Source organism: Streptomyces sp. HNM0575 (assembly GCF_012726265.1).
Taxonomy (GTDB): Bacteria; Actinomycetota; Actinomycetes; order Streptomycetales; family Streptomycetaceae; genus Streptomyces.
In genome coordinates, this window is sequence record NZ_JAASAG010000002.1 from 89,479 (window position 1) to 105,914 (window position 16,436).

Annotated in this window: 8 protein-coding genes; 3 read left to right on the plus strand and 5 right to left on the minus strand. The window is 73.9% G+C overall.

Annotated features, from left to right (window positions below):
* Positions 1-96 precede the first annotated feature (96 nt).
* Together HCC61_RS04345 and HCC61_RS04350 are read left to right on the plus strand one after the other, a co-directional pair.
* Positions 97-1,515: a hypothetical protein gene (locus HCC61_RS04345; protein WP_169133941.1), complete on the plus strand. Its 1,419-nt coding sequence runs from the start codon at positions 97-99 to the stop codon at positions 1,513-1,515.
* A 128-nt stretch (positions 1,516-1,643) separates the two neighbouring features.
* Positions 1,644-2,345, plus strand: a complete 702-nt coding sequence (locus tag HCC61_RS04350) for a GNAT family protein (RefSeq protein WP_169133942.1) — start codon at positions 1,644-1,646, stop codon at positions 2,343-2,345.
* A gap of 140 nt (positions 2,346-2,485) precedes the next feature.
* Here HCC61_RS04350 and HCC61_RS04355 read toward each other — a convergent pair whose 3' ends face one another.
* From HCC61_RS04355 to HCC61_RS04370, 4 genes are all read right to left on the minus strand, one after another.
* Positions 2,486-3,460, minus strand: coding sequence for an SAM-dependent methyltransferase (locus HCC61_RS04355; protein WP_169133943.1), 975 nt, complete (start codon positions 3,458-3,460; stop codon positions 2,486-2,488).
* Positions 3,461-3,764: 304 nt separating this feature from the next.
* Complete coding sequence (locus HCC61_RS04360; protein ID WP_169133944.1) at positions 3,765-5,687, minus strand: LamG domain-containing protein; 1,923 nt, start codon at positions 5,685-5,687, stop codon at positions 3,765-3,767.
* 423 nt (positions 5,688-6,110) lie between these two features.
* Positions 6,111-8,765, minus strand: a complete 2,655-nt coding sequence (locus tag HCC61_RS04365) for a polynucleotide kinase-phosphatase (protein WP_169133945.1) — start codon at positions 8,763-8,765, stop codon at positions 6,111-6,113.
* Positions 8,762-10,279 carry a 3' terminal RNA ribose 2'-O-methyltransferase Hen1 gene (locus tag HCC61_RS04370; RefSeq protein WP_169133946.1) on the minus strand — a complete coding sequence of 506 codons (1,518 nt, stop codon included), beginning with the start codon at positions 10,277-10,279 and terminating at the stop codon, positions 8,762-8,764. The genes HCC61_RS04365 and HCC61_RS04370 overlap by 4 nt, the downstream gene beginning before the upstream one ends.
* 257 nt (positions 10,280-10,536) lie before the next feature.
* Between HCC61_RS04370 and HCC61_RS31425 the strand changes: the two genes are divergently transcribed.
* Positions 10,537-13,524, plus strand: a complete 2,988-nt coding sequence (locus tag HCC61_RS31425) for a helix-turn-helix transcriptional regulator (protein ID WP_169133947.1) — start codon at positions 10,537-10,539, stop codon at positions 13,522-13,524.
* Positions 13,525-13,942: 418 nt separating this feature from the next.
* Here the strand turns inward: HCC61_RS31425 and HCC61_RS30065 are convergent, their stop codons facing one another.
* Complete coding sequence (locus HCC61_RS30065) at positions 13,943-16,303, minus strand: LamG domain-containing protein (protein ID WP_206322110.1); 2,361 nt, start codon at positions 16,301-16,303, stop codon at positions 13,943-13,945.
* Positions 16,304-16,436 lie beyond the last annotated feature (133 nt).

The following is a 16,436-nucleotide window of genomic DNA, read 5'->3' on the forward strand; positions in this document are numbered from 1 at the left end:
CCCGGCCCGTCCCGCGGCCCGGTCGCACTCCGGCCGCCGCATGCCGAAGTACCCGCCCCCGCAAAGGCGTTCACAGATCCCCCGAGGAGGAACAGCGTGCGCATCGCACTCGTATCCGGTGACGGACTGCCCACGTCCGGACTGCTGACCGTGTTCCGCAACGTGCTCGACGTCGGCCGCGACCTCGGCCTCGTCGACCTGCCGGTCGCCACCGACCTCGGCTACGCGTGGCGCCCGGACAAGGCCGAGTACTTTCCGGCCGGAGGCCGCCGCCCGGCCGACTCGGGGTGGATGCGCACAACGCGGCGGCGCGTGCGGGACGGGATGACCGACGCCGAACGCGCCGAGGAGCTGCTGTCCATCAGGGACCAGGTCGCGGCCCACGGCTCGCTGGACGACGCGGCACGGCGCGAGCTGTCGTCCCGCATCGACAGGCTGTCCGACGCCTACCGCGCGTACTTCGCCGAATGGCTGGCCGAACACAAACCGGACTGGATCTTCGGGCTCAACATGACCCTCTCCGACGCCGTGCCGGCCACGGCCGGACTGCACGCCGCCGTGCGGGACCACTTCGCGGGCGGGCGCCGCGGGGGAATGGTCTTCTGGGACCACGACCTGTTCGGCAGCTGCGCCATCCACGACGAGGAGACGGGCGCACGCGTCTATCCGGAACGGCCCTACGACCTGACGCCGCTCCCCCGAGACGACGCGCACACGCGGTGGATCGTCATCTCCGACGGGCTCGCCGAGGAGGCCGCCGGCTATCCGACCGACGCCGTACCGGAGGTCGTCTCCAACCTGCTGCCCTCCGTACCCGAAGGCCGGCTGGAGGCACGCCACCGGGAGTTCGCGGCACAGCACGGCCTGGACGCGGAACGGCCCGTGCTGCTCGACCCGGTGCGGGTCTTCAGGATCAAGGGCGTGGACGTGGCCGTGCGGCTGCTCGCGGAGATGAAGGACGCCGCAGGCGCCGCAGGCGAGCCCGTGCCGTATCTGCTGGTGTTCGGCGGACTCGACGAGGACCCCGAGTACGCGGGCGAGGTGACCGCCCTCGCCGCCCGGGCGGGCGTCGAGGACGACATCCGCTTCCTCGACGGCGTCCCGCTCACCAGCTTCCGCGACGACGAAGGCGGCTGGCACCTGGACGAGGTGGACCTGCTGCGGGTGGCCGCCGCCTCGTCGGGCGGCGTCGTCTTCACCCCGGGCGTCACCGACGTGGAGACGGTGGGGCTCGGGCCGGGACTCGCGGCGATGGCCGGTCTGCCGTGCCTGACGACGGACTACGACGTCTTCGAGCCGGTGTACGGGCCCGAGTTCAGCCGGGTGCGGACGGGCGTCCCGCCGGAGGCGGCCCGTACGGGCGCCGCCGAGTTCATACGGACGCTGGCGGCCTTCCGCCGGGGCGACGACTGGCTGCGGGGACGGCTGGAGGTCAACAGGAAGATCGTGGAGGAACGCTTTCCGAGGGGCCCGTGGACGCGCTTCTGGCGGGAGCTGGAGTCGGCCGCCGACTGAGGAGCGGAGGGCGCCCGTCCGGTCCGTCCGGTTCTGGTCAGGTCCGTCGGCCCGCGCCTGTGAAAGAGTCCTGATGGTTTGCTGCACATCTCTCACACATGCCGTCATCGGCCCGCTAGCGTGCGCTCATGACCGCGCGGCCCCCCGCTCCCGTGGCCTTGACAGGCCGGTACGTCGTGCTGGAGCCCCTCAGGATCGATCACGTCCCCGACCTCTTCGCGGCTCAGGGCGGCCTTGAGACGGAATGGGGCTGGCTTCCGGTGCACGCTCCGCGCTCACCGGCCGAGATGCGTCTCATCGTCGAGCAGCGGCTCGCCCAGCAGGCCGCCGGCGGGGCCTTCCTCTTCGCAGCGCTGCATCCCGGCATCCGGCGGCCCGTGGGCTGGATCGCGTACCTCAACATCGACGTCATCGACCAGCGGGTCGACATCGGCTGGCACTGGCTGGGGAACTCGCTGTCCGGCACGTACGCCACCGTCGAGATGCATCTGCTGCTGGTGCAGCACGCCTTCAACGACCTGGGCTTCTCCCGGGTGCAGTGGCAGCTCGACGACCTCGACCGCGCGAGCCACGAGACGATGCTCCAGATCGGGGCCGTGCGCGAGGGCGTGATGCGGCGGCACCAGCGGCGCCCGGACGGCAGCTGGCGGGACACGGTCCTCTATGCGCTGCTCGCCCCCGGACGTGCCACTCCCTCCGGCGGCAACGGCCCGCTCGCGGTGACGGCGGGACCGTCCGCGCCCACCACGGTCTGGCCGGCCGCCGGGTCGCCGCAGGCGGTGCGGCCACCGCTGGGACTGCCTCCCGCGGGCGGCGGCTACCGGCTCTGATCCGGGAGGCCCGCGGCCCGACTCCCCGACTCGCCGTGTACGGCCGGGACTTCGCGCCCGGTGAGGCACCCGCCCGGTGACGGCCGGTGGGCCGGCGGGCGGGTGCCGCCGGCGCTACGTCGCCGGCCGCCGGGCGCGCGTCAGCCCAACCGCCCGAAGGTGTGGGTGACGTGGTCGGTGAACATCGGCATGCTCGGATCGGGGCGGCGCCCCAGGTCGGCCGCCGACTCCTCGATCGAGCGGTGCTCCAACCGCCAGCCGAGACCGGCCAGTTGGTCCTGCGCGGGCACCCGCTCACCGCCGGGGAACAGGGCGCCGATGTCCATGCCGAGGTCCTTGGAGCGCTCCCGCAGCACCGGATCGTCGAGCAGGTTCGTGAGGTCGTCGATCCGCTCGACGGCGAACCGGCTGCCGGGCGCCGAGAGCCGGCTGACCTCCTCGAAGAGCCGCGTCTCGGCCTCGGGCGGAAGGTACGGCAGCAGGCCCTCGGCCAGCCACGCCGTCGGGCGGGAGGCGTCGAAGCCCGCCGCCTCCAGCGCGGCTCCCCAGTCGTGGCGCAGATCGATGGGTACGAGGCGGTGTTCGCAGCCCGCGGTGGCGTCCTCCTCCTGAAGCGTCTTCGACTTGAACTCCAGCACCGCGGGCTGGTCCAGCTCGAAGCAGACGGTGCCGGAGGGCCATCCGAGCCGGTAGGCACGGGTGTCGAGACCCGAGGCGAGGATCACCACCTGCCGGATGCCGTCCTCGGACGCGCTCAGGAAGTAGTCGTCGAAGACGCGCGAGCGAAGGCCCACGTACTCCGAGGTCGCGGTCCAGATCTCCTGCTCGCCGGCCCCCATGCCGGGGAAGGAGAGCGGGTGCCCGTCGCCGTTCGCCTCGCCGTTCGCCCCGCCGTTCGCCTCGCCGCCGCCTCCGGCACCGTCCGCGCCGCCGTTCTCCGTACCGTCGGCGAAGGGGAACGGCACCGGCGCCTGCGCCGCGGCGACCAGCCGGGAGGCGTAGGGATCGCGTATCAGCGCATCCGTGCGTGTGGACTCGGCCGCTCTGCCGGCGGCCACCGCCAGGGCGGTCAGCCCGACGCCGGTGACGATGTCCCACTGCTGGTCCGTGCTCAACGGACACCTCCGTGTTCGCGGTTGTGCTGGTCCGTGCTGCGAGGCGCCGCTCACGCCCTGGCCGTGCGGCGGCCCGGTGACCCGTGCGGGCGGCACCCGGGCGCACACTAGTAGATGGGAGCCTCAAGCAACTATCAGACCCCGTACGGGAGTTCCGCGGCCGGACCCACCGCCGGGGGAAGCCGCTCCGAGCTGGGACGGAGCCGAGCGGGGACGGAGCCGAGCGGCAACGAACCGAGCGGCAACGAATCCGAGCACGGAGGGAGCCGAGCGGGGGCGGGTGCCGGGCGGGCGGCGTGCGGCGCTATCGCGCGAGTGCCGCCGCCTGGCTCGTGGTGAGCGGCTTGGCGAAGACCCGTACGTCGTCGACGGTGCCCTCCACGCCGCGGAAGCCCTCGCCGAACGACAGCCCGCGGCCCACGGCGAAGACGCCCTCTGCGGCGAAGTCGTCCGCGTGCTCGGTGGTGTCCTGCAACCTGCCGTCGACATAGAGGCGGATCTCGTCGTCGGGGTCGTCGTAGACGCCCGTCAGCTGCGTCCACTCGCCCTCTTCGGGCCCGAAGTCGGCCGCCGCCTCGTCGGCGTCGGCGTCCTCGGCGTCCTCCTCGTCCTCGAACGGGATCCGCATCTCCCAGCGGTCCTCGTCCGCGTCGTACTGGAGCAGGAAGCCGCTGGACTCGTCGGCGTCCTGCGTCACCACCGCCTGGTCGTCCTCCGTGTCGTCCAGCCTCACGCGTGCCGAGACGGAGAAGCTGCTCTCGGTGTCGATCACCGGCCCGTCCGAGACGACGGCCTGACCACCGTCGAGGTCCACCGCTCCCCCGGACACCGTCGCCGGGGGCGAGCCCCTGAGGGTTCCGCTGCGGCCGTGCTTCGACGTGTCGGCCACGACTCCGGCGCGCGCCCCGCCGAAGAGCCATTCCAGGATGGCGCCGTCCACCGGGGGCTTCGAGGCCGGCGGCGGCTTCTTGCCGGTGCCGGGCGGCTTGGAGCCGGGGCTCGCCGTCACCGTGGAGGTGGCTGTCTCGGTCGCCGTCGGACCGGAGGGGCCGGGCTGCTTCTGCGGCGGCGCCGGCTGCGCGCTCTCCGACGGCTTGGAATCGTCGCTCTGCGGCGCTCCGTTGCGGAGGTTCCCCGAGACGGCGAACGCGACGGCCAGGGAGGCGAGTCCGATGAGGACGAGGCTCTGCACGAGCCGGTTGGCGCGCAGTCCGCGGCCCGCGGGACGGCCCGCTCCCGGGCGTACTCCGGCGCCCCAGCGCCCGAACAGGCGGCGGCGCACCCTGCCGGGAGCGCGCGCCAAGTGGGCGCCGGCCGGGAGGAGTTCGAGAGCGGAGCCGACGGGGGCGTCCTCCTCGGCCCGCAGCGCGGCGTACTCCACGCCGCCCCACGGGAGGACGGCCTCCGCGAGGAACGCCCCGAGGTCGACGCGCATCCGTCCGAGGTCGGCGACGGCACGGGTGCAGGCCGCGCAGCCTTCGAGGTGCGGCGCGAGATCCGCCGCCATGTCGATGGCGCTCTCCTCGGCGTAGGCGAGGACCATCCGGTGGAAGGGCCGGCACTCGTCGGCCAGTCCGGCCTGGTGGAGCTGTACGTAGATGTTGTACAGCTCGCTGCGCGCACGCCGCGCGAGCAGGGGGATCGCCTCGGCGTCCGGGCCGAGCAGGTCCTCGATGCGCTCGGGCTCGTCGTGCTCGACGGCCTGGTGCCACAGCACGGTCTGGCTGTGGTCGGCGACGCCCTCGAAGGTCCGCCCGGCCACGGAGAGGGGCAGGAACTCCGGCTCCGCGACGTGTGCGTTGGCGGCGTCCGCACCGGCCGTGCCGTACGTTCCGCCGCCGTACGTGCCGTCGCCGTACGTGCCGTCCGCACCCGCGGTGAGACCCGGCGGCGCAGGCACATGCGTACCGATCCAGGTGATCAACTCCGGTGCGAGCGCCTCGCGCCGGTCCGTGCGCGACCAGGCGGCGGCCGTGCGCAGCACCACCGACAGCGCCCGCGGACGCACGGCACCGGAGGCGCCGCCGTCCTGCGGACGCAGCGCCAGCTTCCAGGCCTGCCCGGCCAGCGCGTCGGCCGCCGAGGAGGTGTTGGCGCAGGACGACGCGTAGACCCTCACGGCCTGGAAGTGGCGCCGCTCCAGCTCGCGGAGAGCGGCAGCCGAGGGCTCCCCGCCCCCTCGTACGAGCCGGAGCAGTTCCGCGTCAGACAGGTGCGCGCATTCCATCCGTTCGTTCAATCTCCCCGACGGGTTGGGCGGCGGCCCCGTGCGGGCCGGCTGCTTCGCGTGCCCGCCGGCGCCCTGACCGCGCCGGCGACAAAGGTCGATCTCCAGCTCAGCGCAAGGATGCTGAAAAGGCCATAGGCAATATGTACCTAGCCGGGCACCGCTTCCGATGTCGCCGTCCAATCACCCGGCGGGGCGGGCCCGGGTGATGTGGCGTAGCCGCGCCGGGTGGTTACCGCCGGTCCCGGCGGGCAGGGGTTTGGCGGCCCGGCGTGAGGAGCAATGCCCAGTCGGAGCCCGGCAGTCGGGGCAGCCGCATCCCGGCACGGCTGCCCCGGCCCGGGCTCCGGTGAGCGTCGCGTCGCGCCTCGGGCCCGGACGCGACGGCTCTTCGCGGGCGCTCTCAACGCGCTCGCAACGCGCTCACAGCCGCGGGTCGACCGGCTCCGACTCCAGCGCCAGTACGGCGAACACCGCCTCGTGCACCCTCCACAGCGGCTCACCCGCCGCCAGCCGGTCCAGCGCCTCCAGACCCAGCGCGTACTCGCGCAGCGCGAGCGACCGCTTGTGCCCCAGGGAGCGGGAGCGCAGCCGCGAAAGCTGCCCCGGCAGGGTGTACTCGGGCCCGTAGACGATCCGCAGGTACTCCTGGCCGCGGCACTTCACGCCCGGCTGCACCAGGCCCTTCGCACCCAGCACCAGGGCGTCCCGCGGCTTGACGACCATGCCCTCGCCGCCCGACGCGGTCGTCTCCAGCCACCACTTCTCCGCGGCGGCCTCGCTCTCCGGGTCGGAGGTGTCCACCGTGATCCGTGCGGTGCTCCGCAGCAGCGGCCGGCGGCCCGCGGACTGCGCCGCGCCGCGGTCGGCCTCCACCAGCCGGTCCAGCCAGGCCAGTTGCTCGCCGTGCGGCACCGCCGCCAGGGAGCGTCCCTCGGCGGCGAGCAGCTGGAACGGTGCCAGCCGCACGCCGTCCAGCCCGTCCACCGGCCAGCAGTAGCGGCGGTAGGCGTCGGTGAACGCCGAGGCGCAGCCAGCCCGTTCACGCTGCCGCTCCAGCAGTTCCGCCACGTCCACGCCGCGCGCTCCGGCGTCCCGCAGCGCGCCGACCGCCGGCGGGAGGACCGCGCGGGCGGCGGCGCCGACGGCCGCGTACTGCCTGCGCAGCAGACCCGACGCCTTCAGCGACCACGGAAGCATCTCCGCGTCCAGCAGCAGCCAGTCCGTGGCCAGTTCGTCCCACAGCCCGGCCGCCGCGACCGCTTCGCGCAGCCTCCGTACGACCTCCTCGCACGTCCCGGCGTCGTCGAAGAACGGCCGCCCCGTCCTGGTGTGCACGGCGCCGGTGGTGCCGTCCGCCGCGCCGAAGCGCCGCCGGGCGGCCTCCGCGTCGCGGCACACCACGGCCACCGCACGCGAGCCCATGTGCTTCTCCTCGCACACCAACTCCCCCACGCCGTCCGCCCGGTAGGCCGCGAACGCCTCCCGCGGATGCTCCAGGAAGCCCTCCTCGGACGAGGTGGCGCACGGCGCCATCGTCGGCGGCAGATACACCAGCCACCGCGGGTCGACGGCGAACCGGCTCATCACCTCCAGCGCCGCCGCCGAGTTCTCCTCCCGCACGGAGACCCGGCCGTGGTGCGCGGTCTCGACGATCCGCCGCCCGGCGACGTCGGTCAGCTCCAGCGGACGCTCCCGGTGGCCGCGGTCCGCCCCGTGCCCGTGCCCGCCCGGCTCGTCCAGCGGTCGCACCGGCTCGTACCAGACCTGCCCGGCGTCGACGTCGACGAGTTCGCGCTCGGGCCAGCGCAGCGCCGTCAGCTTTCCGCCGAAGACGCAACCGGTGTCCAGGCAGAGGGTGTTGTTCACCCACGACGCGGACGGCACCGGCGTGTGCCCGTACACGACGGCCGCGCGGCCCCGGTACTCCTCGGCCCACGGATAGCGCACGGGCAGGCCGTACTCGTCGGTCTCGCCCGTGGTGTCCCCGTACAGCGCGAAGGAGCGCACCCGGCCGGACGTGCGGCCGTGGTACTTCTCGATCAGTCCCGCGTGGCAGACGACGAGGCCGCCGCCGTCGAGCACGTAGTGGCTGACGAGGGAGTCGATGAACGACCCGACCCGCCGCGTGAACTCCTCGCTCTCGCCTTCCATCTGGGCGACCGTCTCGGCCAGTCCGTGGGTGAGGCGCACCTTGCGGCCCTTGAGGTGCCGGCCGAACTTGTTCTCGTGGTTGCCGGGCACGCACAGCGCGTTCCCCGCCTCCGTCATGCCCATCACCAGCCGCAGCACACCGGGGCTGTCCGGGCCGCGGTCGACGAGGTCGCCGACGAAGACGGCAGTGCGGCCCTCGGGGTGGCGCGCGTCCACGGGCCGGCCCTCGTCGTCCCGCACGAGTGCGTAGCCGAGCCGCTCCAGCAGCGACTCCAGCTCGGCGCGGCAGCCGTGCACGTCGCCGACGATGTCGAACGGGCCGGTCAGATGCCGCAGGTCGTTGTAGCGCTTCTCGATGACGATCCGTGCCGCCTCAGCCTCCTCGGGGCCGCGCAGCACGTGCACCTTGCGGAAGCCCTCGCGCTGCAACGAGCCCATGGAGCGGCGCAGTTCGCGCCGCTGACGCGGCAGCACGTGGCGGCCCATGTCCGCGCGCCCGGGCCGCTGCGCGTTGCGCTCCGCGCACAGCTTCTCCGGCATGTCGAGGACGATCGCGACGGGCAGCACGTCGTGCTCGCGTGCCAGCTTCACCAGCGACTTGCGCGCCTCGGGCTGCACGTTGGTCGCATCGACCACGGTGAGGCGGCCGGCGGCGAGCCGCTTGCCGGCGATGTGGTGCAGGACGTCGAAGGCGTCGCGGGTGGCGCCCTGGTCGTTCTCGTCGTCGGCGACGAGACCGCGGCAGAAGTCGGAGGAGAGCACCTGGGTGGGCAGGAAGTGCCTGTGGGCGAACGTGGACTTGCCCGAGCCGGTGACGCCGACGAGGACGACGAGGCAGAGGTCGGGCACGCCGAGAGCCGCCCCGGTGGTCTCCGGGCCGCCGGTTCGCTGCGTGGTGCCGGTGCGCTGCGTGCTGCCGGTCATCTCGGTTCCTCCTTCGCTCCGCCCGTCCCTCCGGGCTCACCGGTCTCTACGGCCTCACCGGTCCCTACGGCCTCCGGGCTCACGGCCCGGAACACCGCCATCTGCGTCGGCGGGCCCACCTCGGGGTCGTCGTCGCCGACCGGCCGGTACTCGACTCCGTATCCGTAGCGGCCCGCCACCTCCTCGGCCCAGGCACGGAACTGCTTCCTGTCCCACTCGAAGCGGTGGTCGGGGTGGCGGACGCTCCCGGCGGGCAGCGACTCCCAGCGGACGTTGTACTCGGCGTTCGGCGTGGTCACCACGACGGACCGCGGCGCGGCCACGGCGAAGACCGCGTGCTCCAGGGCGGGCAGCCGCGGCGGGTCCACGTGCTCGACGACCTCGCTGAGCACCGCCGCGTCGTACCCCTTCAGCCGTGCGTCGCTGTAGGCGAGCGAGCCCTGCATCAGCTTCACGCGTGCCGCCTGCCGCTCCGGCATCCGCTCCAGGCGCAGCCGCCGGGCCGCCTCGTTCAGCGCGCGCACCGACACGTCCACGCCCACGATCTGGGTCCAGCGGCCGTCCTTCAGCAGCTCGCCCACCAACTGCCCCTGGCCGCAGCCCAGATCGAGCACGCGCCGTGCCCCCGTCTCCTCCAGCGCGCGAACGACCGCCGCACGGCGCCGCACCGCAAGCGGCACCGGCCGCTCCTCGGTGTCGGCCTCCTCGTCGACGGCGTTGTCCAGCTCCTCCGCCTCGCTGTCGTCCGCCTCGGCGAGCCTCGCCAGCTCCAGCCGCTCCATCGCGTCACGGGTCAGCGCCCGGCGCCGGGCCAGATAGCGCCGGGTGATCAGCTCCTGCTCGGGGTGCCCGGGCAGCCAGCCCTCGCCGGCGCGCAGCAGCTTGTCGACCTCGTCCGGCGCCACCCAGTAGTGCTTCGCGTCGTCCAGCACCGGCAGCAGTACGTACAGATGGCGCAAGGCGTCCGACAGCCGCGCCTCCCCGGTGAGGGCCAGGCGCACGTACCGCGACCCGCCCCAGTCGGGGAACTCCTCGTCGAGCGGCAGCACTTCGGCCCCGACGCTCCACCCCAGCGGCTCCAGCAGCCGCCGCACCAGGGCGGGGCCGCCGCGCGCGGGCAGCACGGGCACGTCGATGCGCAGCGGCAGCGCACGCTCCGCGAGGGCGGGCCTGGCGTCGCAACGGCCGCGCAGCGCGCTGGAGAAGACCGTGCGCAGAGCGACCGCGAGCAGCGAAGACGCCGCATACGGACGGTCGTTGACGTACTGCGCGAGCGCGGAGTCGGGCGCGCCGCCGCGGCCCTTGCCCTTCCCGCGGCGGACCAGCGACACCGGGTCCACGTCGAGCAGGAGCGCGGCGGTGCAGCGCTCGGGCGACGCCTCGGGGTAGAAGACGTGCGCGTCGCCGTACGAGGTGGCGAACCGCTGGGCCTTCTCCGGGTGCTTGTGCAGCAGAAAGCCCAGGTCGGTCGCCGGATCCCGCGCGTTTCCTTCGGTGCTTATCGTCAAGAACACCCGGCCGAGTATCGCCGCTCGTGCCGCGCTCCCCCACCGCTTTTTCCCGCGTCGGCGCCCGCGCGGCGGCTTCCCGTACGGCGGGTCCGCGGGTCCGTACGGGAAGCCGGTACGTCACACCTCCGAACCGCGCCCGGCCGCATCCGGACCGCACACCCGAACACTCGGGATCCGCCAATTCCCGTACGTACGGCCCCGCTCCGGGCGGCGCGGTCCCTACTCTGCTGCGAGCCGACTTCCTGCGAGGGGGCGACAGCGTGGATGCTCCGACAGCATGGCCCTTCGTCGGACACGAGCGTGAGATCGCGGACTTCGACGAGGCGCTGGCGAACGAAGAGTGGCACGCGTACGTCGTCCACGGACCGCAGGGCATCGGCAAGTCGCGCTTCGCGCAGATCTGCCGCGAGCGCGCGGAACACCGAGGCCACGCGACGGGCAACGCGATAGCCGCCTTCGAACAGGGCTTTCCGCTGGCCTCGTTGGCGCATCTGCTGCCGCAGGGCACGAACACCGGGGACGCGGTGGCGCTGTTCGGGAAGGCCCGCGATGCGCTGACGGCTAGGAGCGGGTCGGTCGGCGGCGGCGCCGATGCGGGGGCCCGGCCGGGGGCCGGGCGGGGGGCCGGGGCTGAGGGCGGAGCCGGGGGCGTGACCGGGACCGAGACCCGGGCCAGGGCCGGGGCCGGGGCCGGGGCCGAGACGGCGACCCGGTTCGGGTCGGGGACGGGAACCGGGTCCGGAGCGGGAACCGCGGCCCGGAGCGGGTCCGCGACCGGGACCGGGGCCGAGACCGGCGCTGATGCAGGAGCCCGTTCCGCTCCCCGTAGGTTCACCCTCGTCGTCGACGAACTCGACGGACTCGACGAGGCGTCCGCGTCGCTCACGGCCCAACTCCTCGAAGCCAAGGCCGTGTTCCTCGTCGCCACCGTCGGCTCGCTACAGAGCCTCGGCCTCGCCGCGTACCGCCTTCAGTCGGGCGCCCAGGTCCGCCGCACCGACCTCGCCGCCCTCAGCGAGCCGCAGACCGGCGCGGTGATGCGCCGGGTGCTCGGCGGCCCCGTCGAGCCGCGCACCGTCTCGCTGCTGCACCGGATCAGCGGCGGAAACCCCTGCTATCTCCGCGAGTTCGTCGTCCAGTCCCTCGCGGAGGAGAGCCTGGTCTTCGAGGACGGCGAGTCGTGGACGCTGATCTCCGACGTCGGCGTCACCCCGCTGCTGACGGAGATGGTCGAGCGCAGCCTGGCCGGTGTCTCGGCCGAGACCCGCAGGGCGCTGAACCGGATCGCGCTGTGCCAGCCCGTGGACGCCTCCACCCTCCGCGACGGCGCGCTCGACGAGCTCGAAGTCCTGGGCTTCACACGCACGGTGCGGGAAGGGCGCCGCGAATCGGTCTCCCTGCGCCATCCCGCGCACGAGAAGGTGCTGCGCTCCGCGATCCCCTCCACCGAGCGGCGGCGCATCCTCGGCGACGAGGCCCAACTGATGCGGGCCAAAGGCGCGAAGCGGCTCACGGACAAGATCCGGATCGCCTCCTGGCAGCTCGCCGCCACCGGCTCGGCCGACCCCGACATGCTGCTGCGTGCCGCGACGTTCGCCCGCCGCACGCAGAACTTCCGTACGGTACGCGAGCTTTCACGCGCAGCGTGCCGCGAGGGCGAGGACTTCCTCTCCCGGCTGCTGCTCGCCGAATCCCTCTACGAACTCGGCGACTTCGCCGGCGCGTGGGAGGTCTTCGACGAGGCGGCCGAGCGTACGGACGGCGAGTTCGACCGGCTGCTCCTCGCGCTGGGCAGGTCGCGGCTGCTGGCATGGGGCTGCATCGATGCCCGCAAGGCGCTGGACGTCAACGCGGAGGCTGCCCGCGAGATCACCGAACCGCGGCACCTGGAGGCGCTGACCGCGTCCCGCGGCGCGATCCTCATGGCCTTCGGACGGCCCGAGGAGGCGCTGCGCGTGACCGGACGCACCGGGCCCGACGGCTTCGAGGACTCCCGGGACTTCGGGGAGATCCGGGACTTCGAGGAGGTCCGGGACTCCGAGAAGATGCGGGGCTTCGGGGAGATGCGGGGCTTCGAGGACTTCGGGGGATTCGAGGGCAACTGCCTCGCCGGCGTCCTCGGCAACGGCTCGCGGGCCACGGCGCTGGTCGCCACGGGCCGGGTGAAGGAGGGCCTGGAGGCCGCACACGAGGCGTACGACGAGCGGGTACGCCTGGAGGAGTCCCCGGCGATACCGCACCCGGTGGAGTACCTGGCCATCGTCATGTTCGCGCTGGAGGAGGAGGGCAGGCTCGACGAGGCCTACAAGACCGGCGAACGGGGCTGGCAGGAGGCCCTCGCCGACGACGTCGCGGGCGCGGAGGCGCTGATCGCCGGGGCGCTCGCACGGTGCGCGCTGCTGCTGGGGCGGCCCGCAGAGGCGCGCCGCTGGGCCGCGCAGTCTGCGTGCATCGCCTCTCGCAACTCCTTCCCCGGCACCCTCCACGTCGCACTGGCCCGCAAGGCCGAGGCGTGCGCGCTGATGCAGGACGTGCCCGCCGCGGCGAAGGCCGTCGCGGCGAGCGCGGACCTGCCGCGCTGGGGCGCCTTCCGCTCCGAACTGCCGCTGGGCCGGGCGTGGTTGCTCGCCGCGCAGGGCAAGCAGCAGGCCGCGCGCAGCGTGCTGTGGGAGGCGGCGGAGGACGCCCGTGCGGCGGGTCATCTCGCGAGCGAGGCGAGGATCCTCACCGACATCGCCCGCCTCGGGGACCCGCGGGGCCCCGAGCCCCGGCTGACGCACATCGCGGACATCTCGGACGGACGGCTCATACGCGCACGCGCCGCATTCGTCGCCGCGCTCGCCGCGGGAGACCCCGAGCGGCTGACGGACGGCGCCCGCGCGCTGGAGGAGACCGGCGCCTCACTGATCGCCGCCGAGGCAGCCGCCTCGGCGTGCAACCAGTGGAGCCAACGCGGCGAACAGCGCCCGGCGACGGCCGCCGAGAACCTCTCCTTCGCCCTCCAGCGCCACTGCGAACACGCCCGCACCCCGGGCCTCACAGTGCTCGGCGCCGCCAAGCACCTCACCGCACGCGAGGCCGAGATCGCGGGCCTCGTCTGCTCCGGCCTCACGAACATCGAGGTGGCGGAGACGGTCACGATCTCCAAACGCACGGTCGACAACCACCTCCAGAACATCTACCGAAAGCTGGGCGTCCGCAGCCGGCGCGCCCTCCGGGCGGAGTACCTGAGAGAGGACTTCGCCTGACGCCCGCCGCCTCGGAGCAACGGGCGGGCGGCCCCGACAACTGGCGCCACCGCGCCCGGGGACCCGGACCTCCGGCGGGGGTTCCGCCTCCTCCGCGAGCGGCGCGGCGGCGGCCGGTCCGAACGCCCCCGAGCGCCACCTCGGAGCAATGGGCGGGCGGGCGGGAAACACCCCCCACGGCGGCGCGCCCGCCCACCAACGGCACCCCGCCCCACGCCCAGGCGCACCCCGAACCCACCCAACCCGCACGGACGTTCACGCGCCGCACGCCCCGACCACACACACGTCGGCACGGCGCCAGCCGCTGCCGACCGGGTCCGAACGCCACCTCGGAGCAACGGGCGGGCGGGCGGGAAACACACCCACCGCGGCGGCGCAGCCGCCACCCCGTCACAACCCGCGGCCGCCAGGCCGCCCCTCACCGCCCCGCCAGCGCAGCGACCTCCCTCGCCGTGAGCGCCCTCTTGAACGCCCGCACGTCGTCGATCGTCCCGTCGAAGCCCCGGTCGAACTCCTCGCCCGCCAGGCTGCGGCCGACCGCGAAGTCCCCGTCCGCGTCGATGACTTGGGCGCCCGCGGCACGGGCCGCACCGGCCGCGTCGGCCGCGTCGGCCGCACCGACCGCGTCGGCCGCGCTGACTGCCAAGTCGTCCCCCCTGCCCACCGGCCCGCCGAAGAATCCCCCACCGCCGCCCGGGCCGCTGCGCCCGCCACCGCCGAAACCGCCCGGGCCGCCGCGCCCGCCACCACCGTTCCTGCCGGCCCCGCCGCCCCCGCCGCCGGCGCCACCTCCCGAGGTCGCGGTCGGCGTGGCGGTCGGCGAACCGCCCGAACCCGCGGCCCCGTCAGCACCGCCGCCGGCAGCGGCGCCGCCACCGCCTCCCCCAACTGAGGCCTTGCCCTCCAGCTTTCCGTCCACGTACAGCCGGATCTCACCCGCACCGGCGTCGTGTACACCGGTCAGATACGTCCACTTGTCCGCGGGAGGTCCCGGCGAGCCGCCCGCCTGTACCAGTTCGGCGTCCTCGTCGTCCTCCTCGGGCGCGATCATCTCCCAGCGGTCCGAATCCGGGTCGTACTGCACGGCGAAACCGCTGATGTAGGAGGCGTCCTGGCTGACGACCGTCTGGAAGTCCTCGGTGCCGTTCAACTTGGCGCGGGCGGACACGGAGAAGCTCTTGGACGTGTCGACGACGGGACCGTCGGAGACCACCGACTGCTCCCCGTCGAACTCCAGCGCCCCGCCCTTCACCGGTTCCGGGAGCGGGTCGCCGTCGAGCGTTCCGTCCTTGCCGCGGCCGGAGGTGTCGACCGTCGTACCGTCGTCGACCGCGTCGAACAGCCACTCAAGTACCGGTCCGCGCACGGGAGATGAGGGCTTGTATCCGTTCCCGCCGGGTGATCGCGTGGCCGTCACGGTGGACGTGGCCGTCGCGGTCGGCTTCGAGCCGCCGGGCGCCGCCGCACCCGACTCCCCGGGCCGCGGCGCAGCGCTGTTCTCCGCTCCCTGCCGCAGCCCGCCCGTATAGGCGACGGCCACGACCAGCGAGCAGAGTCCGACGAGCGCGGCCGACAGCACGAACCGGCGTGCGCGCGGGCTGCGTTCGCGCCCCGCGACGGCACCCACGGCACCCTTGGCACCCACGGCACCCATGCCGGGCAGCGCAGCCGCACGCGTACGCATCGCGCCGAGCAGCCGCCCGCCGGGACCGGCCGCCGCCCACGCCTTCATGCTCGCGGCCCTGGGGCGCAGACCGGTGCCCGCGGCGCCGGAGACGTCCAGGGTCGGGGACGAGAGCGTGTGCGCCGAGAGTGCGTAGTCGGCGCCTCCCCACGGCAGCAGCGCCTCCGCCAGCACGCTCCCGAACTCGAAGCGCATGCGCTCCAGATCGTCCACGGCCCTCGCGCAGTGGGCGCAGCGGTCGAGGTGGGAGACGAGGTCGCCGGGGGTGTTCATGGTCGTCTGCTCGGCGTAGGCGAGCAGCATCCGGTGCAGCCGCCGGCACGCGTCGTCGACGGTCTCGTTCTGGTGGAGGGCGACGTAGGTGTTGTACAGCTCCCGGCGTGCGCGCCTGTCGAGCAGCGACACGTCCTCGGCGTCGGAGCCGAGGAGTTCGTGGATGGCGGCGGAGTCGTCGTGTTCGACCTCGTGGTGCCACAGCACGGTCTGGCTGCGGGCCGGCAGCCGTTCGAAGGCGCGCGCGGTCACCGACGACGAACGGAAGCGCGCGAGCCGCGCGGCCCCCGCCTCACTCCGCGCGTCGGCGGCTCCGGCCCGGACGGCGGCTGCGGAGTCCGGGCCGGGGACGAGATCCGCCCCGACGTCGGCGGTGCCCACGACATCGGCGGTACCGCCGCCCGCACCGTCCGTGCCACCTCCGTCCTCCGCGCCGCCCGCGCCGTCCACGACGCCCAACGCACCCGCCGCACCCGCGTCTTCCGTACCGTCCGGCTCGAACCAGTCCACCAACTCCGGTGCCAGCTCGCCCCGTTGACCCGTACGCAGCCACTCGGCGGCCGTACGAAGCACAGCCGTGAGCGCACGCGGACGCACCGCACCCGTGATGTCCTCGTCCAGGGGCCGCAGCGCCTGCTCCCACGCCTCCCCTGCCAGCCGGTCGCCCGCTCCGGGACCGGCGACGAACGCGAAGGCCCGTACGGCCTGATAGTGACGCTTCTCCAGCTCCTCGCGCGCACCGGAGGCGGCGCTACCGTCCTCCTGGACGAGCCGGCGCAGCTCGGCGTCAGACAGTCGCGTTAATACCATCCGCTCGTTCATTCCCCGGGAGTCGACGGCGCCCCGGCCGAGCCCGACGCCGTCAGTCGGTGGTCCGTGTCTCCGGCTTCCGTCGGTCCTCCGTGTCGCTCCTACGCGGATGCAGGCACCCGACCGCGCCTCGTCCGCACCCTGC

Coding starts and splice junctions, on each gene's coding strand:
- HCC61_RS04365 (WP_169133945.1), bottom strand. CDS start 8,765: ATGACCGGCAGCACGCAGCGCACCGGCACCACGCAGCGAACCGGCGGC.
- HCC61_RS04350 (WP_169133942.1), top strand. CDS start 1,644: ATGACCGCGCGGCCCCCCGCTCCCGTGGCCTTGACAGGCCGGTACGTC.
- HCC61_RS30065 (WP_206322110.1), bottom strand. CDS start 16,303: ATGAACGAGCGGATGGTATTAACGCGACTGTCTGACGCCGAGCTGCGC.
- HCC61_RS04360 (WP_169133944.1), bottom strand. CDS start 5,687: ATGGAATGCGCGCACCTGTCTGACGCGGAACTGCTCCGGCTCGTACGA.